16 protein-coding genes and 1 tRNA gene are annotated in these 21,148 nt (G+C 59.4%); 13 read left to right on the top strand and 4 right to left on the bottom strand.

What is annotated here, in order from left to right; all coding sequences use genetic code 11:
- Nucleotides 1-25 precede the first annotated feature (25 nt).
- From iscU to HY019_RS03295, 11 genes are all read left to right on the top strand, one after another.
- Nucleotides 26-412 carry a Fe-S cluster assembly scaffold IscU gene (gene iscU, locus HY019_RS03345; RefSeq protein ID WP_290688331.1) on the top strand — a complete coding sequence of 129 codons (387 nt, stop codon included), beginning with the start codon at nt 26-28 and terminating at the stop codon, nt 410-412.
- A gap of 76 nt (nt 413-488) precedes the next feature.
- Nucleotides 489-812, top strand: coding sequence for an iron-sulfur cluster assembly protein IscA (gene iscA, locus HY019_RS03340; RefSeq protein WP_290689151.1), 324 nt, complete (start codon nt 489-491; stop codon nt 810-812).
- Nucleotides 813-897: 85 nt separating this feature from the next.
- Nucleotides 898-1,422 carry a Fe-S protein assembly co-chaperone HscB gene (gene hscB / locus HY019_RS03335; RefSeq protein WP_290688329.1) on the top strand — a complete coding sequence of 175 codons (525 nt, stop codon included), beginning with the start codon at nt 898-900 and terminating at the stop codon, nt 1,420-1,422.
- A 10-nt stretch (nt 1,423-1,432) separates the two neighbouring features.
- Entirely contained in the window at nt 1,433-3,301 is a 1,869-nt protein-coding gene (gene hscA / locus HY019_RS03330; RefSeq protein WP_290688328.1) for a Fe-S protein assembly chaperone HscA, read from the top strand.
- 9 nt (nt 3,302-3,310) lie between these two features.
- Nucleotides 3,311-3,649 (top strand): ISC system 2Fe-2S type ferredoxin, encoded by a 339-nt coding sequence (gene fdx, locus HY019_RS03325; protein ID WP_290688326.1) that lies wholly within the window; start codon nt 3,311-3,313, stop codon nt 3,647-3,649.
- A gap of 28 nt (nt 3,650-3,677) precedes the next feature.
- Entirely contained in the window at nt 3,678-4,232 is a 555-nt protein-coding gene (locus tag HY019_RS03320) for a gluconate 2-dehydrogenase subunit 3 family protein (protein ID WP_290688324.1), read from the top strand.
- 6 nt (nt 4,233-4,238) lie between these two features.
- Nucleotides 4,239-5,900, top strand: coding sequence for a GMC family oxidoreductase (locus HY019_RS03315; RefSeq protein ID WP_290688322.1), 1,662 nt, complete (start codon nt 4,239-4,241; stop codon nt 5,898-5,900).
- Nucleotides 5,901-5,930: 30 nt separating this feature from the next.
- The gene (locus tag HY019_RS03310; protein WP_290688321.1) at nt 5,931-6,578 is read left to right on the top strand and encodes a hypothetical protein; all 648 of its coding nucleotides are present in this window, start codon (nt 5,931-5,933) and stop codon (nt 6,576-6,578) included.
- A 70-nt stretch (nt 6,579-6,648) separates the two neighbouring features.
- Complete coding sequence (dnaQ, locus tag HY019_RS03305; RefSeq protein ID WP_290688319.1) at nt 6,649-7,374, top strand: DNA polymerase III subunit epsilon; 726 nt, start codon at nt 6,649-6,651, stop codon at nt 7,372-7,374.
- 65 nt (nt 7,375-7,439) lie between these two features.
- Nucleotides 7,440-7,514: transfer RNA gene (locus HY019_RS03300), tRNA-Val, on the top strand.
- 258 nt (nt 7,515-7,772) lie between these two features.
- Nucleotides 7,773-8,636 (top strand): site-specific integrase, encoded by an 864-nt coding sequence (locus HY019_RS03295; protein WP_363302189.1) that lies wholly within the window; start codon nt 7,773-7,775, stop codon nt 8,634-8,636.
- Nucleotides 8,637-8,769: 133 nt separating this feature from the next.
- Here the strand turns inward: HY019_RS03295 and HY019_RS03290 are convergent, their stop codons facing one another.
- Nucleotides 8,770-9,366, bottom strand: a complete 597-nt coding sequence (locus tag HY019_RS03290; protein ID WP_290688318.1) for a hypothetical protein — start codon at nt 9,364-9,366, stop codon at nt 8,770-8,772.
- A gap of 293 nt (nt 9,367-9,659) precedes the next feature.
- Here HY019_RS03290 and HY019_RS03285 point away from each other — a divergent pair, with 293 nt between their 5' ends.
- The gene (locus HY019_RS03285) at nt 9,660-12,881 is read left to right on the top strand and encodes an SNF2-related protein (RefSeq protein WP_290688317.1); all 3,222 of its coding nucleotides are present in this window, start codon (nt 9,660-9,662) and stop codon (nt 12,879-12,881) included.
- Nucleotides 12,878-14,629: a hypothetical protein gene (locus HY019_RS03280; RefSeq protein ID WP_290688316.1), complete on the top strand. Its 1,752-nt coding sequence runs from the start codon at nt 12,878-12,880 to the stop codon at nt 14,627-14,629. Before HY019_RS03285 ends, HY019_RS03280 begins: the two co-directional genes overlap by 4 nt.
- An 18-nt stretch (nt 14,630-14,647) precedes the next feature.
- Here the strand turns inward: HY019_RS03280 and HY019_RS03275 are convergent, their stop codons facing one another.
- Genes HY019_RS03275 through HY019_RS03265 form a run of 3 tightly spaced genes read right to left on the bottom strand, consistent with a single transcriptional unit; the run spans nt 14,648 to nt 21,144 of the window.
- Complete coding sequence (locus HY019_RS03275) at nt 14,648-17,428, bottom strand: SNF2-related protein (protein WP_290688314.1); 2,781 nt, start codon at nt 17,426-17,428, stop codon at nt 14,648-14,650.
- Nucleotides 17,429-17,431: 3 nt separating this feature from the next.
- Entirely contained in the window at nt 17,432-17,932 is a 501-nt protein-coding gene (locus HY019_RS03270; RefSeq protein ID WP_290688313.1) for a hypothetical protein, read from the bottom strand.
- Nucleotides 17,932-21,144 carry a DUF1156 domain-containing protein gene (locus tag HY019_RS03265; protein WP_290688312.1) on the bottom strand — a complete coding sequence of 1,071 codons (3,213 nt, stop codon included), beginning with the start codon at nt 21,142-21,144 and terminating at the stop codon, nt 17,932-17,934. Before HY019_RS03265 ends, HY019_RS03270 begins: the two co-directional genes overlap by 1 nt.
- Nucleotides 21,145-21,148 lie beyond the last annotated feature (4 nt).

The raw sequence follows: 21,148 nt of genomic DNA, 5'->3' as shown, positions 1-21,148 counted from the left end.
CTTTTGACAGATTTGGAGTTTCATCATGGCATACAGCGACAAGGTCATTGACCACTACGAGAACCCCCGCAACGTTGGCTCGTTCGAAAAGGGTGACGACACCATTGGCACCGGCATGGTCGGCGCACCGGCCTGCGGCGACGTGATGAAGCTGCAGATCAAGGTCAACCCGAGCACCGGCGTGATCGAAGACGCCCGCTTCAAGACCTATGGCTGCGGTTCGGCCATCGCTTCCAGCTCCCTGGTGACCGAGTGGGTGCGCGGCAAGACGCTGGACGAAGCCCTGGACATCAAGAACACCCAGATCGCCGAAGAGCTGGCCTTGCCCCCGGTCAAGATCCACTGCTCGATCCTGGCGGAAGATGCGATCAAAGCCGCCGTCAACGACTACAAGACCAAGCATGCAGCCTGATCAAGCCACCTCCGGATCGTGCACCGCCGGCCCCGGCAACGGGCCGCTGGCGGACATCGCGCAAGCCAACGCCGACATGTCGGTGGGCCTGACCGAGGCCGCTGCACGCCACATCACGCGCTACCTGGGCCGCCGCGGCAAGGGTGTGGGCGTGCGCCTGGGTGTCAAGACCACGGGCTGCTCCGGTCTGGCCTACAAGATCGAGTTCGCCGATGAGGTTGCTCCTGAAGACATCGTCTTCGAGCGCCTGGGCGTCAAGATCCTGGTCGACCCCAAGAGCCTGCCCTATATCGATGGCACCGAGCTCGACTTCGTTCGTGAAGGCTTGAACGAAGGCTTCAAATTCAACAACCCCAACGAGCGTGATCGTTGCGGCTGCGGCGAATCCTTCCGCATCTGAACGCGCGCTGGCAAGGCACGCGCCTTGCGTTGATTGAAGCCTCACCATGTGGTGGGGTTTCTCTTTTTAACGGGTTGCTGTGGCCATGAACATCGACGCTGACGACTTCACCTTGCTGGGCCTGAACAGGGCATTTGCACTGGACCGTGCCCAACTGGACGCGGCCTGGAAGGCCTTGCAGGCTCAGGTTCACCCCGACCGCTTTGCGGCGGAGGGCGCCGCCTCGCAACGCATTGCCATGCAATGGGCGGTGCGTGTCAACGAGGCCCACCAGCGCCTGAAGGACCCGCTCAAGCGCGCGGCCTACCTGTGCCAGCTGGCCGGCGTGCCGGTTCAGGCCGAGAACAACACCGCCATGCCCGGCGCCTTCCTGATGCAGCAGATGCAGTGGCGTGAAGCCCTGGAAGAAGCCGGCAACCCAGCAGAAGTCGAGGCCTTGTCAGACGAGGTCACCGGCCAGCGCAAGGCCGGCCTGGCTCGCCTGACGCAACTGCTGGACGTGGACGCCAACCCGACCCAGGCCGCACAGGAAGTGCGCGCCCTCATGTTCATTGATCGCCTGCTTGAAGAGATCAATACGCGTCTTGAAAAATACGAAGACGCCAGCTGACTGACGACCCATGGCCCTGCTGCAAATCTCCGAACCCGGGCAATCGCCCGACCCCCATCAGCGTCGCATCGCGGTCGGCATCGACCTGGGCACCACGCACTCGTTGGTGGCCGCTGTGCGCAACGGCGCGGCCGAATGCCTGCCCGACGAGCAGGGCAGGGTGATCCTGCCCTCGGCCGTGCGCTACATGGTGGACGCCAAGGGCCAGACCCGTCGCCACATTGGCTTCGAGGCCCTGGCCGCGCAAGCCGAGGATTCGCAGAACACCATCGTGTCGGTCAAGCGCTTCATGGGTCGCCGCCTGGCCGACCTGCCCGATGCCGGTCGCCTGCCTTACCAGTTTGAAGACCAGCCCGGCATGGTGGCGGTCAAGACCGTGGCCGGCGTGAAGTCGCCCGTCGAGGTGTCGGCCGAGATCCTGGCCAGCCTGCGCCAGCGCGCCGAAGACACCTTCAACGACGACCTGTTCGGCGCCGTGATCACGGTGCCCGCCTACTTTGACGATGCCCAGCGCCAGGCCACCAAGGACGCGGCCCAGATGGCCGGCCTGAACGTGCTGCGCCTGCTCAACGAGCCCACCGCCGCGGCCATTGCCTACGGCCTGGACAACGGTGCAGAAGGCCTCTACGCCATCTATGACCTGGGTGGCGGCACCTTCGATATCTCCCTGCTGCAACTCAGCCGCGGTGTGTTCGAGGTCGTGGCCACCGGTGGCGACTCGGCCCTGGGCGGTGACGACATCGACCACCTGCTGGCCGAGGCTGCGCTGCTGGACGCCAAGATGGAAGCGGTCACCCCGCAGGACAAGCGTACCGTGCTGGTGGCTGCGCGCCGCACCAAGGAAAAGCTGTCCACCGACGGCAGCGCGCACCTGAGTTGCGCCTTGTCGGGTGGCATGCTGTCGGTCAAGCTCACGCGCGAGCGCCTGGCCGAGCTGGCCAAACCGCTGATCGACAAGTCGCTCGCCTCGGTCAAGCGCGTGCTGCGCGACGCCAAGGTCAAGCCCGACGAGGTCAAGGGTGTGGTCATGGTGGGCGGCTCAACCCGCATGCCCGCCGTGCGCGATGCCGTGGGCGCCTTCTTTGGCCAGCCCCCGCTGACCGACCTCAACCCCGATGAAGTGGTGGCATTGGGTGCGGCGATCCAGGCCAACCAGCTGGCGGGCAACAACGCGCAAGGCGAACTGTTGTTGCTGGACGTGTTGCCCCTGTCCCTTGGCCTGGAGACCATGGGGGGCCTGGTCGAGCGCATCATCCCGCGCAACACCCCGATTCCATGCGCCCTGGCGCAGGACTTCACCACCTTCAAGGATGGGCAGACCGCCCTGGCCGTGCATGTGGTGCAAGGCGAGCGCGAGCAGGTCGAGCATTGCCGCTCGCTGGCGCGCTTCGAGCTGCGTGGCATCCCGCCGATGGCGGCCGGTGCAGCGCGCATCCGCGTGAGTTTCCAGGTCGATGCCGACGGCCTGCTGAGCGTGTCGGCCAAGGAGCAGCTCTCTGGTGTGGAAGCCTCGGTGGTGATCAAGCCCAGTTATGGCCTGACCGATGACCAGGTGGCCCACATGCTGCGCGAGGGCTTCACCACGGCCGCCGCCGACATGAAGGACCGTGCCTTGCGTGAAGCTCGTGTCGAAGCCGAGCGCATGCTGGAGGCCACACGCACCGCGCTGGCCGCCGACGGCGACCTGCTGAGCCCCGAAGACCGCACCCGCATCGATGGCCTGATGGCCCAGATCGGCCAGCGCTGCGACCGTGGCGACATCGACGCCCTGGAGGCCTCGATCAAGGCCCTGGCCGATGGCACCGAGGCCTTCGCTGCCGAACGCATGAACCGCAGCATCCGCCAGGCGCTGGCGGGGCGCAAACTCGATCAAGTCTGAAGCTAGACCATGCCCATCATCAAGATCCTGCCCCATGCCACCCTGTGCCCCCAAGGCAAGGAAATCACGGCCGCACCGGGCACCAGCATCTGCGAAGCCCTGCTGGAGAACCACGTCGAGATCGAGCACGCCTGCGACATGAGCGCCGCCTGCACGACCTGCCACGTCATCGTGCGTGAAGGCTTCAACAGCCTCAATGAGATGGACGAGGTCGAGGAAGACCTGCTGGACAAGGCCTGGGGCCTGGAGCCCAATTCGCGTCTGAGTTGCCAGGCCATCGTGGCGGGTCAGGACCTGACGGTCGAGATCCCCAAGTACACGATCAACCACGCGCGCGAGAACCACTGAGTTCCGGCGGGCAAGCAAAGGCGGCATCGTGTCGGTTCGCACGTTCAGCACCTGGCCGTCCTTGTCCTCCTTGTCGCCTTTGCCGCAGCTGCGCAGGCGCTGGTTCCTGGGGGCTTTGCTGACAGGGGGGCTGCTGGGCTGGGCAGCGCGGGCCGATGCCAAGGCCGCTGTGCAGCGCACGCGCCTCAAGCCCGTCAGCCAGGGGCGCGCCGACATGCCGCCTGCCTTGCGCGCCTTCATCGATCACCTGATCCCCGCCGATGAATTGACGCCGGCTGCCTCGGCCTTGCGTGTGCCCGACCACATCTGGCAGCAAGCCCAGGACGACGCCGACTTGCGGCGCCTCATCGAGGTTGTCTGCGCCTGGATGGACCGTTATGGTGAGGGCTTTGCCGTCTTGCAGCCCGACGAGCGCGAGGCGCTGGTGAAGTGGATGTCCACCGCGCCTTGGGAATCCCCTCAGCGGCGCTTCTTTCACCTGGTGCGCGACCGTGCTTTCACGCTGTATTACACCCAGCCTGCCGCCTGGAAGGGCTTGCCCATCCAGCGCCCGCCACAGCCCATCGGGCATGTGCTGGATTGATCGGCCATGAGCGCGGCATTTGACGCCATCGTCATCGGCGCAGGCGCAGGTGGCGCCGCAGCGGCCTGGCGCCTGACGCGCCAAGGTTGCAAGGTGCTGGTGCTGGAGGCCGGCCCCTGGTTTGATCCGGACAAGGACTACGGCCTGGACAAGCCCGATTGGGAGGCGCGGCCTTTCCCCGTCAAGCCGGGCTCTGCAGGGCGCCATCGATACGGCGAGATGCAGCAGCTCGATCCTCAATGGGACGACCTGCGCAGCTGGCACCACGAAAGCGGGCGCCTGGTGCTGGGCGACCGGCGCGCCGTGCGCATTGGCTACAGCCATGTGCGCGGGGTGGGCGGCAGCACCTTGCATTACGTTGGCGAGGCGCACCGGCTCAACCCTCACGCGATGAAGTTGCACAGCCAGCATGGCGTCGGAGCCGACTGGCCTTTTGACTATGCCGAACTGGAGCCCTATTACGTCGAGGCCGAGCGCCTGATCGGGGTGGCCGGGCCCGTTGAAACTGGCGACCGTTGGCGCAGCCAGCCCTATCCCTTGCCCGCGCACCCCTTGTCACGCGCGTCTCGCACCATGGCGGCAGGCGCATCGGCATTGGGACTGAGCTGGACGCCCAATCCCCGCGCGGCTTTGTCGCAAGCGTATGACGGGCGCCCACCATGCAACTACTGCGGTGGCTGCTCACGTGGCTGCCCTCGGCGTGACAAGGGTTCGGTCGATCAGACCTTCATCCGCCATGCTCTGAAATCTGGCCGCTGTGAAGTGAGGGCGCGTGCGACCGTGCTCGATTTGTTGCATGGCGAGCAGCGCGTCATCCGCGGGGTCCGTTATGTCGATGACAAGGGCCGCCAGCACATCGAGCGCGCACGCTTGGTGATCCTGGCTGCAGGTGCCATCGAAACGCCCCGGCTCCTGTTGGCCAACCGGTCGGCACTGGCGCCGCAAGGCATCGGCAATGACCAAGGCTTGGTCGGCCGCAACTTCATGGAGACCTTGTCGTGGACAGCCATGGCCTTGCATCCCGAGCCGCAGTCCAGCTACAAGGGCCTGCCGGCAGATGCCATTTGCTGGGATCACAACCGCCCCGATGCCATTGCCGATGTGGTGGGCGGCGCGCGTTTTTATTCAGCCACGCTGGATACCGACCTGATGGGCCCGGTGGCTTATGCCACACGCATGGTGGATGGCTGGGGGGCGCAGCACAAGCAACAGCTGCGTCGCAGCTTCGGGCACGCACTGGCCATCGGTGCCATTGGCGAGAGCCTGCCCAACCCGCGTTCCTTCATCGATCTGCACCCCAGCGAGCGCGATGAACATGGCATGCCATTGGCCCGTATCCACTCATACGTGGACGAGATGGCCTGCAGGCGCCTGCGCTTCATGGCACAGACCTGCCGGGCTGTGCTCAAGGCCGCCGGTTGCAGCGACCTGCACATGGAGATGGGGACGTATGACGACTTCGCGTCCACGCATGTGTTTGGTACCTGCAGATCGGGGGTGTCACCCCGGGACAGCGTTTGCAATGAGCAGCATCAAATTCACGGCTGGAACAACCTGTTACTTTGTGATGGAAGCACGTTTCCAAGTTCCGGAGGAGGGGAGTCTCCGTCACTGACCATTCAGGCCTTGGCCTTGCGGGCAGTCGACCGCTTCCTTCACGCCGGGTAGTACCAGCGTTTATTTGCAGGAAATTTCATCATGAAGAAGTCGTCTTTTATCGTTCGTTCTCTCGCTGTGGCCGTGGCCGCCCTGTCGGCGGGTTTGTTTGCGCCGTCCGTGATGGCCGGTGCCGCCCCGTGTGGAACGTCATGCGCCGCACCTGTGCTCTCTGGTGGCGGCACTGGCGAGGCAGACACCACGCAGGCGTATGCCGGCATCAACTGGGCCTTTGGCTCAGGCACCGAGCTGGTGGTGGGGGTGCGTAGCCTGCATACCAATGCGCGCAACAAGGTGGCTGGCGCCAAAGTGGAAGCCACCTTCCCGTTTGGCAAGCAGAGCATCGCTTTTGACAAGCTGCGCCTGCGCCTGGTAGGGGGCAACCGACTGGGCATGTATGAGTTGGGTGGTGGTTATTCCTTTGCCAGCAAGGGCTTCCTGCTGTCGGGCGCGCTGCAAGCTGACTACGTGGTGGCTGGCACCGACTTCAACTTGAGCAGCTTCCAGTGGCAACCCTTCATCGGCATCAACACCTTGGCTCGCCCCGATGAGGGCTCGGGCGGCCCCGGCACGCTTTCTTGCCCCGCTGGCTGGGAGTTGCATGACGCTGCCTGGCTGCTCAACACCGGCAACATGAATGCAACGTCGGACAAGTTCGTCAACGGCCTGACTTGCGTGGAACCAGCCTGATCGGTGTTTGAAGATGGCGGTGGCGGCGGCTGCTACAGTACGCCGCCACCGTTGCTTTCCTCGCACAAGCATGTCCCGTCAGATTTTCCTTGATACCGAAACCACCGGCCTGAGCCCCGAGTCAGGCGACCGCATCATCGAAATCGGTTGTGTGGAAATGGTCAACCGCCGCCTCACCGGCCGGCACCTGCACTTCTACATCAACCCCGAGCGTCCCAACCACGAGGACGCCGTCAAGATCCACGGCCTGACCGACGAGTTCCTGGCCGACAAGCCCGTGTTCGCCGCATTGGTCGACGAGATCCTCGAGTATTGCCGCGATGCCGAGATCATCATCCACAACGCGAGCTTCGACGTGGGCTTCCTCAACGCCGAGTTGAAGCGCCTCAACCGCGGTGTGTTCAAGGATTACGTGGGCGGCGTGGTCGACAGCCTGGTCATGGCCCGCGAGATGTTCCCCGGCAAGTCCAACTCGCTGGACGCCCTGTGCCGTCGCCTGGAAGTGGACAACACCCACCGAACCCTGCACGGCGCCTTGATGGACGCGGAGTTGCTGGCCGAGGTCTACATCAACATGACCCGTGGCCAGGATGCCTTGCTGATCGACAGCGACGCGTCCGAAGGGGGCGAAGGGCAGGGCACACAGGAAGTGGTGGCCGTTGACTTCAGCGCCTTTGATCTGCCGGTGATCAAGCCCTCGGACGAAGAAGCCGAGGATTTCGAGAAATCGTTGGCGGCCATCGACAAGGCCAGCGGTGGAAAAACTTTATGGAAGTCGATCGAAGTTGTGCTATAGTCATGGTCTTCGCTGATTGCGACAAATTAATCAGCGAACCCGAACAAGACATCTGAAACGAGTTCGGGCGGTTAGCTCAGCGGTAGAGCACTGCCTTCACACGGCAGGGGTCGCAGGTTCGAACCCTGCACCGCCCACCAAGGAAATCAAGCACTTAGCAGCGATGCTAAGTGCTTTTTTCTTGCCCGTTTCAAAATTTGGGACAATTTTGGGACAGTGGGGCAGCAGTCAGGCCTGGCACTCGCACTCAACCACTACATGAGGCGCAGATGGCAACTTTCGAAAAACGCGGGCAGTACTGGCGGGCCAAGATCCGTCGCAAGGGCTATCCAGAGCAAACGCAGTCGTTTGATCTGAAGTCAAAGGCAGAGGCCTGGGCGAGGTCCATCGAAAACGAGATGGACAAGGGGACCTTCGTAGACCGCACCGAGACGGAGAAAAACACCCTTGGCGATCTGATCGACCGTTACCTGAAAGAAGTGACGCCATTGAAGCGCGGCAAGGGGCCTGAGGCATCTCGCCTGCAAGCCTTGCGTCAGCGGCCCCTGGCAGCGCTCAAGATGAGCGCGTTGTCGAGCAAGCACATCGCCCAGTATCGTGATGAGCGGCTGAAGGAGGTGTCAGCCGGCACCATCAACAAAGAGTTGAACCACCTGGCGCACGTGATTGAAACCGGGCGCAGGGAGTGGAGCATTCAGCTGCCTGAGAACCCAGTGCGCATGGTGCGGCGTCCAGCCGCGCCAAAGGCCCGTGACAGGCGTTTCAGAGAGGGGGAAGAGGCTCAGCTTCGGTTGGCCTGCGAGGATGCGCGAAACCCCTTTCTGCTGCCTGTGATCGAACTGGCCATCGAGTCCGGCATGCGGCAAGGCGAGATCGTCGGGCTGCTCTGGCAGCACGTTGATTTGGCGGGCCGCGTGGCCCACCTGCCGTTGACGAAGAACGGTGAGGCCAGGTCTGTGCCCTTGTCGCGCAAGGCTGGCGCTGTGCTGGCTGCGCTGCGGCCTTTAGAAGATACGAAATCCGGCCCGGTGTTCCCCGGGCTGACGACCGAGGCCATCAAGCGCGCCTTCATGCGGGCGTGTGACCGTGCCGGGCTGGTTGACTTCCACTTTCACGACCTGCGGCATGAGGCCACCAGTCGTCTGTTCGAGAAGGGGCTGAACCCGATGGAGGTGGCCAGCATCACGGGGCACAAGACCCTGCAGATGTTGAAGCGATACACGCATTTGAATGCGTCGGATCTTGCGGCCAAACTTGACTAGACCCAAAGATGCTCATTGCCGCACATGACAGCGTTGAGCTGGAGTAAAAATCGCAAGGACATCAGTACGGGCTGCTCATATTTCAGCGCAGCCCGTCATCGCGTGCAAATGAAGCACAGGGCTTCGTAAAAGATTAGGCCGGCAGGATCGGCTCGATCTGGCCGTAGAACCCATCGGCAATGTGCTCTTCAGCCAGCTCAATCAGCCACGTCCGAGCAACCGTCGGCTCATACCAAATTTGCATGTTGGGCTCAGGCTCCAGCTCATTGCCGTCGCTGTCGGTATCACCTTCGAACACAAAAAGGGTGTCGAAGTTTTCGAAGTCCGACAACAGTAGGAGTCGCTGATGTTTCGCCTCTTCGACTGTCGCGGAATCTGACGCGGCGCCCATCACAACAAAGTCAAGTGCGGTCAAGTCACCTGCGCGCACGTCACTGGCCCAAACCCACAAGCTGCCACCACGGCACAGCCAGTAAACATCGTTGTCGTCGCATGTGCGAAGAAACTGCCGAGTTGCCCAGGCGACTTGCTCAAGGGGGTTGCCTGGCGATGGAGCTTGGTCTTCTAGGACCTTGCGCCACTTCTGACGCAGGTCTGCCCAGCCTGCGTATCCGAATCTACGTGCCTGCAGATCGAGCGCTGTGTAGTGAGTGAGGTCACTCAACTTGGAAAGCTTGCCGGCATCTCGCCGAAGCTGTTCAAGACGATGCTCAATTTTGCTCTTTTGCATTCTGTGCTCCAAAGCAGCGTCGCTTGATCGGGCCCACACAACCAAACGGCGCTGCCGATGAGTAGCAGTGCAAAAGAAAAGAATCTTTCAGAAGTGATGCCAGAAAGGCTTTGCACTTGTGGGCGCGCGAGCCGTCACAAGTCGGCTGCTGTTGGCAATTCTAGTGCACACAAAGGCTCATATATTGAGCTTTTGATGATTCAAAATGGACAGTTTGCAAAGACGTATGGATGACTGGCGTGAACAAGCAGGCGCTTGCTCATGCAGGTAGCTCAGGATGATGGACTCGACTGGTGGAAATCGCGTCTATGCATGTAAGGCATGAGGCGGTAAATTCTTGCCATCTTTGGAAGATCTCCAGAATTAATGGCGAACATAGGGAGGTATGCGTGGAAAAAGGGACACAGGTTCGCCGCAAGGACAACCCAGGTAAGGTTGGCACAGCCACGGGCAATCAGCGGCCCCGAAATGGGGTGCCGTACTACTCCATTCGATGGCATGACGGCACAACTGACTATTGCTCCAGTGAGCTGCTGGAGGCGCTGGCCGAAGATGGTGATGGCGACATCTATCAACAAATCGACGCTGGTCGGTATGGCCGGTCTGAAGACTTGCGGCGCAACCTGACCCATGTGCATCTCTCGGGGCGGTTGGCCAACTTGGTCTATTCGATGGGCGTCACCAACACTGACTTCTATGCCCACCAATACAAACCGCTTTTGACATTGCTGGAGTCTCCTGCAAGCGGCATCCTGATCGCGGATGAGGTCGGCTTGGGCAAGACCATCGAGGCCGGCATCATCTGGACGGAGTTGCGTGCACGAGAAGAGATGCGGCGACTTTTGATCGTCTGCCCCGCCATGCTCAGGGAAAAATGGCGGGACGAACTCTTGAACCGATTTGGCATTGAGTCTCAGATGGTGGATGCAGCCACTTTGACCAGTGAGCTTCAGAACACGTCTGCCTTCGGTCCGACCAAGGCATGGATTGCCAGCTACCAGGCGCTGAGGCCACCTCGTGGCTGGAAGCCTGGCGCCAGCGCCACTTCGAAAAGACCGGGCTCTCGGCATCTGCTCGCGGACTTGCTGGATGGCTGTGCAGAAGAAGAGCCGTTGGTGGACTTGGTCATCTATGACGAGGCCCACTACATGCGCAATCCTGAAAGCGCCTCGTACAAACTGGGGCAGATGCTTCGGGATGTTTCGCATCAGCGGGTGCTGCTGTCTGCCACTCCCATCAATACTGACCGAGAGGATTTGTTCCACCTTCTGCGCCTGTGTGACCCTGACCATTTTCAATACCGGTCAAACTTTGCGGAGATGGTTCAAGCAAACCAGCCTTTGGTGGCGGCCAGAGATGCGGCGTTGCGCATCGGGTCAACGGCTGAAGAAATCAATGGTTTCATCCAAGAGGCTGCTGCGCATGACATGCTGGCAAGGTCTCGGCAACTGGCGGCATTGCGAGACACGCCGCCTACAGATGCGGACCTGGCGGAGCCATCCTATCGTTCCGAGCTGGCGGCCGGCCTGGAGCGTGTCAACCTGCTCGGACATGTGATCACGCGCACGCGCAAACGCGACGTGCAAGTGAAAAGGGCCAAGCGTGAACCCAAGGCCGAGATCGTCGCCATGACGGCAGAAGAGCGTGCCTTCTATGAGCATGTCACCGAGGTTACGCGTGACTATGCCTTCCATCACAGCATTTCAGATGGGTTCTTGCTGGCAACGCCACAGCGGCAGGTTTGTAGCTGCCCTGCTGCCTTTGCCAAAGCATGGTTAGGCGATCAGGCCGAGTTGGTTGACGACATGACCAGCGTGTATGTCGAAGACAGCGAAGAGTCCGAGTCCAATGACTTTGAATACGAAGATGTCAGTGGATCCTTGAAGGATTTTTTGAAGGCCAATCGCCCCAGAAATCTGGATGTCCAGGCGCTTGAGCTTAACGACTCAAAGCTACATCGACTCAAGGCTGTTCTGGGCGACTACTTTGCGGCCTCCCCAGGTGAGAAGGTGATTCTGTTCACTTCCTTCCGCGTCACCGCCAAGTATCTGACCGAGAAGCTCTGTGCTGCTGGCATTCCTTCCCTGCTGCTGTGGGGCAACATGCAGGAGTCCAAGCAAGACCTGATCAATCAGTTCCGCGACCAGCCTGATCTCCGGGTCTTGGTGTCGACGGAGGTTGCGTCTGAGGGCGTCGACTTGCAGTTCAGCAAGCTGTTGATCAACTACGATCTGCCATGGAACCCAATGCGCGTTGAACAGCGCATTGGCCGTATCGATCGACTTGGCCAGCAGGCCGACATCATCCACATCTGGAACCTGATGTATCGCGGCACGATTGACGAACGCATCTTCAGTCGGCTGCTTTCAAGGCTGAAGATATTTGAGCAGGCCTTGGGCGAACCTGAGCCCATCATTGGCGAAGTGATTCAGAACCTTGAATCCACGCTTCTGACGCGTCGCCTGACATCGGAGGAGGAGGAGCGAGCCATTGAGGCAGCGCGACAGTCCTTGGAAAACGTTCGCATCGAGCAGGAGCGTTTGGAGAAAAATGCCGCCCAGATGATGGCCCATGGAGGCTTGGTATTGGAGCGCATCAAGGCCGCTCAAGAGGTCTCTCGCCGTGTGACTGAAGACGACCTGATCATCTATGTCAAAGACTTTTTAGTGAGGCAAGCGCAAGGGCACCAGTTCGGGCAGAGCGGTGGCCCTCATGAGTATTCGATCCAGTTGCCATCGGCTGTGGCCGCAGACTTTGACGAATACTGCCGAAGGACCGGACAGACAGGGATGTCAGCCTTGGGGAATGGCTTGCCTCGCCAGTGCCGGTTCATCAACAAAATCACCGTGTCGGGCAACCGTGGATGGGAGGCCATTCACCAGTTTCATCCATTGGTGCGCTTTGTTGGCGAACGAAGCAAAGGCCAAGCGCATCACGGGCTGGTGAGTGTTGAGATTGATGCTGAGCAGGTGCCATCATTAAAGCCCGGCGACTATGCACTTTCCATCCGTAAGTGGTCATTTTCTGGGGTAAGCGAGGAAGAGTGGTTGCAGAAGGCGGCCTGCCCATTGGCATCGGCTGATCTATTGGATGAGGATGCGGCTGAGGCCTTGATCAACGCCGCCAGGCTGTATGGCCGCGACTGGCTTGCGGCGGGTAGTGTTCTGACCGCCAATGTGGTGGCAGAGGCATATGACCTCTTGGATTCAAACATCCAAGGGGCGTATCAGCGTGCACTGCAACGCAAGCAAGACGAGAACGCTGACCGGATGATGTTCCAGCTCCATGGGCTTGATCAGCATTTGAATCAGCAGTTAGGCAAGCTGGAGGGTGTCCTGGCCATGCACAAAGCGCTGGCGCGCCATGGCCTTGTCAAAGCCACGCAGGGGCGGATCGATAAGTTGCGTGCGCGCATTGAGCTCAAGCGTGAGCGGGTGCGCCAAAGAGAGCGTCTCAACCCGGATGACTCTCCGGTTTGTTTCGGGGTGATTCGCGTGTTGGGAGGCGGGCGATGAAAGATTGGCGAGATCAATTGAAGGCCATCAAGGGCGACCTGGCCTCAAAAAAGGAAGACAGTCCAAGCAGCGCTCCACGGCAGGCGAACAAAAATGTGTTGCACAACCAGCCAGTGAGGCCGCCCCTGAACACGCAGCGTCGCAGCCAAACCACGACTGCAACCAATAAGCCGTCCGGGGCCATGGCTGGTCGAGAGGCAGCGTCCGTTCGACCACGCCAACTGGCACCGGTGTCCAAGCCCCAGCAGATCAGGTCCCAGCCGCAAACCAACGCTGCAAGGCCACTCCTTGAAAAGCCTGCGGCCGCTAGGCCAACGCCAGCTCAAGTTGCCGTGGCAGCGAAGCCTAAGGCAGAACCTGCAGTTCCGGTCTCCTTTCGCTCCATCAAGCCCTCAGCGTTGACGCGGCAGTGGCAGTACGTTGAAGCACCCGATTGGGTTGAAGCTGGCCGCCAACTGTCCTTGGGCGAAGAACGTACTGGGCAGCATGCCATAGATGTTTTCATTGGGGTTGACTTTGGTACCTCTTACACCAAGGCGGCTGTAGGACTGATGGATGCCATCTTTCCCGTTAGGTGGGATGGTGTTCATTGCGCTGAAGACGCGTTGACCCTGCCAACCGAGTATTCCGTAATGGAGGGCAATCGCGCTGTTCTTGGGCAACACCCCAGCGCAACGCGTGAATCTGTGCTGGTCAACCTCAAACACCCATTCCTGATGCCCGCAGTGTCGCGGCGTTCCACGTGTGAGGCGGCCGTCTTCCTTGCCTTGGTGATCCAATACGTTCGCGCGTGGACCTACAAGGAGCATGGCGATCTATTGCGCCACAGGAAGGTCAACTGGATGGTCAACCTCGGAACACCGAGCAACGGCCTTGAAGATGATCAGTTGAAGATCGCCTACCTCCGTCTCGTTCATCTCGCATGGCAGCTCAGCTTGCTGGAGCATGTCCCCGGCCGCGTGGATGCTGACAGCCCCCAAGTGTCTGCTTGGATGAATGACCGACCCAAGTCTTTGTTGGACGAGCCAGGACTGATTCCCGAGTTCCAGGCTCAGATCGCCGGCTATGTTCAATCGTCGCAGCGTGCCGACGGTCTTCACTGTCTGGTTGATGTTGGTGGCGGCTCATTGGACGTGGTCACCTTTTCGGTCATTCAGCGAGACGGAGAGGATAGGTTCCCTATTTGGGCCCCAGAGGTGAAACCTCTTGGCGTCCACATGCTGCTTCAGAATCGCTTGCTTGGAGCTCAGATGCCTGAATCTACTCAGGTCGATCCTATTGCTTGTGACTTGGAAGAGGCCGCATTCGTGCAGCAGACCGGCATGCAAAGCGAAAAGGTTCGCGCCCGAGATCGGTTGTTTGAACAAGAGGTTGAGCAGGTCGTCAGGGCGGTTGTTGCGCGAACCAAGACCAAGCGGTACAAGCTGTCGCCTGCATGGGCTAATGGCCTTCGCGTTTTCATGGCCGGTGGTGGGGCGGTTTTGCCACAGTACCTGCAACCCGTCGATAGGGGTGTGGGCCATGTTGCGCAGCGCGTCAACATGCTGGACATTCCCAGGCACAACAAGGTCGCCGAGCACCTGTTTCCTCCGGGCACCTACCACCGCATCTCGGTGGCATGTGGTCTGGCGCAAGACCGATTCAACTTCGGGCCCCTGACTGCTGCGAAGGACATTGAAGATGACGCAGCGCTAGGGACCGTCTACGTCCGTCCTCGGGCAGACCGAGACGAGCTTTATGCCAAATGAGGAGCCTACGAAAACTGCTTATTGGGCTCCATCGGCCACTTCCACATAGCCGATGAGTTCAGCAGCGTAGCTGCCGTCACCAGGTACGGCCCCTTTGTGACGAAGCTCTCTTTGGAGGGTGGGCTCCACCCACTGTGAAAACAACTGAAGCCGCTCGTCGGGAGTTAACGCAGGGCGAGCCTCGGCTAGGCGCAGGTATCGATCGCATTGCCGCTCCACCGACGGTACCCGGGTGCCGTCTTTTCGTACGGCAATGGGTTGGATGAGTTGTCGGCGCTCTCCATTCTGCCCAGATGCCTCTACCCGCCAGAGTGACAGGGCGACGGTCTCGCCCCCATCCGCCTGCACCGATATGCCAAGATCCTCTGGAGGCAGGCTTCGCCAACGGCCCAGTTCTTCTTGAACCAGCGGGTGGTCAAGCCCCAACAGATCAATGCCCTCTTCCGCAGTGGCAACCTCGCGATCCAACGTGAATCGCACGATCAGCGCCCCCTCTTCGGTAGACAAGTCATAGGTCTTGTCGTCGATTTTGATCATTCGCTGCTGGCGATCCAAGACTGCTGCTGACATGAACCGCACAAGACGTTCAAGTCCTGTGGCCACGTCAGACAGGGGCTTGTAATCATCCAGGCTGAATCCGTTCAGATCCTGGAAGAGGTCAAACACAACCTCACGGGCTTCACGCGAATTGGACAGCGCGGCCTCTAGTTCAACCTTTGTGCGCTTCAGCTCTGGGTCAGACAAGGCTTCTTGATAGAGCTTGTCGTAGTTCAGCCTTTCCGAGAGTTGCCCCAGAATCTGAGCGCGCAAGTCTTCTGCAACATTGCCTTGGTCATCGACCTTGCCGACGGTGCGGGCGATCTCGGTCAGCTTGTCGTCCAGCAGCAGGAAGATCCGGCCCTCGATCGTGTCGGACAGCACCAGGTTGTAGACCTGTGCGGTGTGGTTCTGCCCATAGCGGTGGATGCGGCCAATCCGCTGTTCCATGTCCATGGGGTTCCAAGGCAGGTCGAAGTTGAACAGGATGCGGGCGAATTGCAAATTGATGCCTTCGCGTCCAGCGGCAGTACAAACGAGCACGCGTGGGCCATCCTTCTGGCGGAACTTGCGCTCAGCCGCCGTCTTGGCGCCATGGTCGCCACCCCGCAGCACGGCCACCCCCTGGCCAGGAAAGGTCGCCTCAATCTCCTTGGCTATCAAATCCACCGTGCCTAGGTAGGTTGCAAAGATCACGATTTTTTCATGCGGGTTCTGGCGCCAGAGGTAGCCCAGACCATCTAAGAGCTTTTGAGCCTTGGTTTCGCGTTGTGTTGGAAAGACTTTCAACAGGTCACCAATGCGCAGTCGCTCCTCAGGGAGGTGCAGCTCCACCACGGCTGATGCAGCATCTTCCGCGTGAGCCGAATCGAACTCACTGCCGTAAGGATCCGATGCCATTTCTAAGGCTTCATCATCTAAGCGCTTGATCAATCGGTGCTTGAGGTCGGCGATAACACGGTCGACCTCACTGCGACCTATGGCGTCCTCAGCAACCCCGAACTCTTCGTGCACCATGGCGCGCGCGTCTTGCATGAGGCGCTCGCGCCCCTCAATGTCAAGCTCTTGGTCACGTAGATGTGCTTCGTGCAAGGTCAACATCAGCAGGCGACGCTTGAGAGTGCGACGTACTGCCGCAAAACTGGAGGCCGCAATTTTTTGGAAGATGGCCATCAGGAAGCCGAGGGCGCGTCCTTTGTTGCCTTGACGTTTGGCCAGATCGAAACCGTCCTCCAGGTACTCGCGCAGCTTCTCGTAAAACAGGCGTTCCTCAGTGTTCATCAAGAACGATTCGGTGTGCACCCAGCGTCGCGCGAAGAGTGGTGATCCGTCAGGCTGGCATGCGTCTGCCTTGGTCCGTCGGAACATGACCTGATTCAACCGGTGGCGGTTTTCAATCATTTCTTCCGGCCCGCCGAAGAGGGTCGGATTCAGCAACTGGACCAGCATCCAGAACTGGAAGTGGTTGCCTTGATGTGGTGTTGCCGAGAGTATTAGCAAGTCACGGGCATGATCCTTCAACACCTCAGCCAGCTTGTAGTTCTCTGTCTTGCGCACCTTACCGCCGTTGCGGTGTGCTGTCAGGTGATGCGCTTCATCGAAGACCACGAGATCCCAGCGTGGGGCGTCCTGCAGGCGTTTCATGCGCGCGGGCCGCTTGAGCGTGTCAATGCTGGCGATCAACCGATCGTGTTTGGCAAAAGCATTGGTCTTGCGGTCTGTGATGTCGCCTTCAGAACCAAAGATTTCAAAATCCAGGTTGAAGACTTCGTTGAGTTCGCGGTGCCAGTTGTTGACCAGGCCTGCAGGAACCACCATCAACGCGCGATTCAACTCACCACGGCTTGCGAGCTCACGCAAGATGAGCGCGGTTTCAATGGTCTTGCCGAGCCCCACTTCGTCGGCGATCAAAAACCGTCGCGGAGAGGCGGTGGCCACGCGATGGGTCAGCACCACCTGGTGGGGCAGGAGGTCGATCTTGGCAGAGGTCAGTGCAGACGCGCTTTCCAACAGTGGCAAGGCATGTGCCTCATAGGCCAGCCAGGCGTTTCGTGCGCGATCTATGCCGCCATCAACAGCACGCAAGATGCGCTCGGTTCGAGACAGCTCTCGGCGAATTGCATTGGTGGGTATGCGCCTCTCGCCTACGCTGAAGAAGGCACGCAAGAACCCGTCATGCACAGGGTCCAGCACCACACCCTGACCAAGCTCAGGGTGGGTGATGCGGTCACCGGGAAGGAAAGCTGTTTCTTGCACTGCCACGCCTCAGGTGATTCGCAAATGAAAGAGGCCTGCAGCCTTGGCACCCTCGCGCAGCAGGATCTCTTGTGGATACTCGTTGGCTTCTCCCCAAAGGATTCGACCAAAGGCCAACAGCTTGTCGCCGTGCGGGGCTGCACAGCGCCACTCAACAGAATCCGTTGCCAAGTTGCTTGTCAGGCGAGTGTTGCCAGCAGGCAGCCAGAAGATCAATGAAGCCTCACCTTCAAAATGCGCCTGGAAACTCAGGATGGCATCCTTGATGGCGTCACCCAACCATGTGTCAGCATCTTCCGGCGAAAGTAAGTCCAACCCGCCGTCCAGACCTGCCACCACCAAGGTGTTGCCGCCATTGCTGGGCAGGTCGTCAGGCCACTGGCCTGCGGCTTGCAGAAACTGTCGCAAGCTCCAGACCTCAGGGGCGTGGCAGACGAGGTTGCGAGCCTCCTCGTCCCAGATCCAACTGGTGCCACGGCGCTGCCAGACAGTGTCGAGTGTTTGCTTCATCAATATCCCTCGTTAATCCAGTCGACCGTTTGAGGCACGGGTGCTTGGGTCTGCTGCCAGCTATTGAAGATCGACACCGCTCGGGACGCAGCATTCCGTGTGGCCTGGTCAGCGATGTTCCGCTGCAACCATTCCAGCAAGGGCTTCAATGCCACATGCGGCTTGAAGTTTTCGTTCCTCAGGGTGTCAGCGGCGTTGATGCCGCTGCCATCAAAGCAAGCGCCGATCAGCACCAGAGCCTGATCAAGATCGGATGTGAGCCGACGCTTGTGCTTGCCGGACCAATCCCTGGCGAAATCGAGGGGAGCCACACGAGTGAAAACCTTGGACTTTTCGGTGCACCAGTTTTGCTTTTGAAAATCATCCGGCGTGGTGATCGAACCCTTGAGGAACTTCTGCAGTTGGTCACGCTTGATGTCATTCTCATGGCCGAAGATGCGCAAGAACTGTCGTGTGATCGGCTCCGCGTTCACGGGTGGGGGCTCCTTGCCTTTATCTGCGTCTTCATCGATGAGTTGGTTGATGCCAATGAGGGCTTCCCGGACGGAGATGGTGCGGCCTTCGTCAACGTAGACCTTGCCATAGTGACGTGAGAAGTACTCCAGCGCCTTGCCTCGGCGGATCACCTGGATGTCGGCTGCAGGGAGGCCTTCCTTTGCGTGGTTTTCCAAGGTGGCTTGAAGTTGCCGAACGTCAGCCATCACCTCGCGACGCATTCGGCCCCAGCTGACCGCTTTGGGCTCTTCAGTACGCTTGCGACATACGTGGATGATGTCGTACTCGATCGTCTGTGAACCAAACGTCCCGGGCTTCGCTCCTTCACCCTTGGTCTCGTCCGAACGGATCGGATAAGTTGCCTCAAGGTAGTAGCCGGCGTCAAACAACGATTCCAGAACGGCAACCCATGGCTCGTCTTCGCTGTGGTGGAAGGTGAAAGCCAAGATGCCACCCGGCTTCAGCACGCGATGTGCTTCGCGCCAGCACTGCGTGAGCAAACGCTGATAGAACCCGTCCGGATCTTCTGGCTCTCGTGCCCGATTGGCAACGGCTTCAAGGGATTTTGGCGTGTATTCGACGCCGAAATAGTCAGGGTACTTATCTTTGAGTGCCAGACGAAGCCATACGTAGAAAAAGTCGGACAACTCTGAATAGTGCAACAAACCGCCGAACGGTGGATCGGTTATGACTAAGTCAAGACTGGACGTGGGAATGTGTGCCAGGTCTGTCGATGAGCCTTGGTGTAGGCTAACCTCACCTACTGCATCGCCTGGTAGAACCTTTTCGCTCTTGCCCGAGATTTGTTCAGCTAAGGTAGGGGAATGCCTTTTCAGTGCCTCAAGGCTGACGGCCTCCCATGGCTTAATAGCCCACTCAAGTCCTTGAACAATACCCTCTGTGCAAGCAGCCCAATTTCCTCTTCCAAGGTCAGGGAATACACAGTTCTCAATGACTGTCGATTTTGGGTGAAAATTATTGTTTGCGAACTGTGGCTCCAGTTTGTCGCCTTGAATATTCCATAGCGTGAATAGGCTTTGATTCCTAAGGTATTGCTGAAAGGCCCCCAGTGCAAACTCTCTCACTTTCCAGTCATAGATTCCGATGGTCGTTATGGCCTTGAGCAGTTGTGCATGAATAAGCAACTGGCGTGGCTGAAACATCGTCCACCAGTGAGTGAATCCGTGGTTGGGAATTCCACCGTTGTTCATGTGAGTCATGAAGCCAAATGGGACCTCAGATCGTGGCCAAAAATTCTTGAGATCGGTTTCCTTGCGCTCATCCCATTCAATAAGAGCTGCATCGTATTGTTTGGCATGATTTAATGTGAATGGCGCGAAGAACCGGCCACTGTATGGCTTACCTGACTCATTTCGCTTGGGGGCGTAGCCTTGCACCGCGTAGGCAGCCATTGGTCCGGTCTTGCCCGTTGCTTTGATTGTTGACAATACGCCCTGTACCGTTCCGCAAGCCGCACAGGCATAGTGCGATTTCTTCGGAACTGTCCCGGTATCGGGGCTGAATGTTACATTTGTATCAGGGCATGTCACTTTGTCAGGAAGATTGCCCCGCACCTCCAATAGTCGTATTTGAGAGGCGCGCTCCTGATTCCAACGCATGGTTGCAACTATATCGTCTTGCGCCGCTCCTCCGTATGGTCGGCCCTCTGCGTCCAGTTTGGGAGAGCCCGCCAGCCATTGCGGATGTACAAGCAGTGTTAATTCGACTTTTTTATTCTTGCCTTTGCCGAGGTTGGCGAATGATGCGTGGTGGCAATGTGGGCAGACGATGCCTTTTTTGTTGTCAAGTGCCGAAAATGGATACTCTGAAGGTGCTACATACATTGGCACATCTGGCGCCATCCGAGCAGCGTTTTCTTCCACATGAAATTCACCGCCGCAATTACCACAGGTGTGTTCCCAATGCTTGACGCTCATCGACTTCACCGCCATCACTGGGCTGGGCATGATCGGTGTGCGGTGGCCGCAACCAGTTACTTGACATGGGCCATGCTTGCCCCAGAACGTGTAGATTGCCTCAGGGCCTTCATAGCGGTAATCCTTGCGCTCAGAGCGGGGTATGTCCAGCGGATCAAAGTCGGCAGGCATTTCCCGTTTGGTCGGCAGGTGCGTCCAGGTGCCTTTCTCACCTTCGGGGCCGTCGCAGTAGTAGTACGGCATGATCTGTGGCTTGACCTCGGTTTCGATGTCGGCCAGCAGGCGCTTCACCTCGTTCAAGTCGACGTTGGCCAGCTCTTGCTTGACCACAAACCACGCAACGGGATTCAGATCATTACCGACCATTTGCATGCCCAGGCGTGAACCCTCCACCAGCGTGGTGCCGCCGCCCATGAAGATGTCGGCCACTTTCAGGTGCTTGAATGCACCTTTCTTCTGGTGGTTGGCGTAATAGTTGTCCCACACCAGCTTTGCAGCGTGTGACTTGTCGTCTGGCGCCTTGGCGGCTGCTGCAATCAGCATGGATCGGAACACACTGGAGCGTCGGCGAGCCCACCACTTGGACATCTGGTAAATGGGTTTGCCGGCATTGCCCTCGATCACCGCCACCTGGTTCACAGCCAGGATCGGAAAATCAACCTCAAGACAAGTCTTGGGGCGATTCGGATCGTTGAAGTCGACGGTTTCCAGTGCGACCGCTTTGCCGGCGCCAACAGCTTTGGCGACCTCTTGGGCGATCTGTTCCTTCTTCGTTGCCATGTGT

Origin of the sequence: Aquabacterium sp. (assembly GCF_016195855.1) — a bacterium.
In the GTDB taxonomy this organism is placed as follows: domain Bacteria; phylum Pseudomonadota; class Gammaproteobacteria; order Burkholderiales; family Burkholderiaceae_C; genus Aquabacterium.
This window is presented reverse-complemented; position numbering and strand designations above follow the sequence as displayed.

What these genes read in the sequence shown, in the direction of transcription:
- iscU (WP_290688331.1), top strand. Translation starts at nt 26, where the DNA reads ATGGCATACAGCGACAAGGTCATTGACCACTACGAGAACCCCCGCAAC.
- iscA (WP_290689151.1), top strand. Translation starts at nt 489, where the DNA reads ATGTCGGTGGGCCTGACCGAGGCCGCTGCACGCCACATCACGCGCTAC.
- hscB (WP_290688329.1), top strand. Translation starts at nt 898, where the DNA reads ATGAACATCGACGCTGACGACTTCACCTTGCTGGGCCTGAACAGGGCA.
- hscA (WP_290688328.1), top strand. Translation starts at nt 1,433, where the DNA reads ATGGCCCTGCTGCAAATCTCCGAACCCGGGCAATCGCCCGACCCCCAT.
- fdx (WP_290688326.1), top strand. Translation starts at nt 3,311, where the DNA reads ATGCCCATCATCAAGATCCTGCCCCATGCCACCCTGTGCCCCCAAGGC.
- HY019_RS03315 (WP_290688322.1), top strand. Translation starts at nt 4,239, where the DNA reads ATGAGCGCGGCATTTGACGCCATCGTCATCGGCGCAGGCGCAGGTGGC.
- HY019_RS03310 (WP_290688321.1), top strand. Translation starts at nt 5,931, where the DNA reads ATGAAGAAGTCGTCTTTTATCGTTCGTTCTCTCGCTGTGGCCGTGGCC.
- dnaQ (WP_290688319.1), top strand. Translation starts at nt 6,649, where the DNA reads ATGTCCCGTCAGATTTTCCTTGATACCGAAACCACCGGCCTGAGCCCC.
- HY019_RS03295 (WP_363302189.1), top strand. Translation starts at nt 7,773, where the DNA reads ATGGACAAGGGGACCTTCGTAGACCGCACCGAGACGGAGAAAAACACC.
- HY019_RS03290 (WP_290688318.1), bottom strand. Translation starts at nt 9,366, where the DNA reads ATGCAAAAGAGCAAAATTGAGCATCGTCTTGAACAGCTTCGGCGAGAT.
- HY019_RS03280 (WP_290688316.1), top strand. Translation starts at nt 12,878, where the DNA reads ATGAAAGATTGGCGAGATCAATTGAAGGCCATCAAGGGCGACCTGGCC.
- HY019_RS03270 (WP_290688313.1), bottom strand. Translation starts at nt 17,932, where the DNA reads ATGAAGCAAACACTCGACACTGTCTGGCAGCGCCGTGGCACCAGTTGG.
- HY019_RS03265 (WP_290688312.1), bottom strand. Translation starts at nt 21,144, where the DNA reads ATGGCAACGAAGAAGGAACAGATCGCCCAAGAGGTCGCCAAAGCTGTT.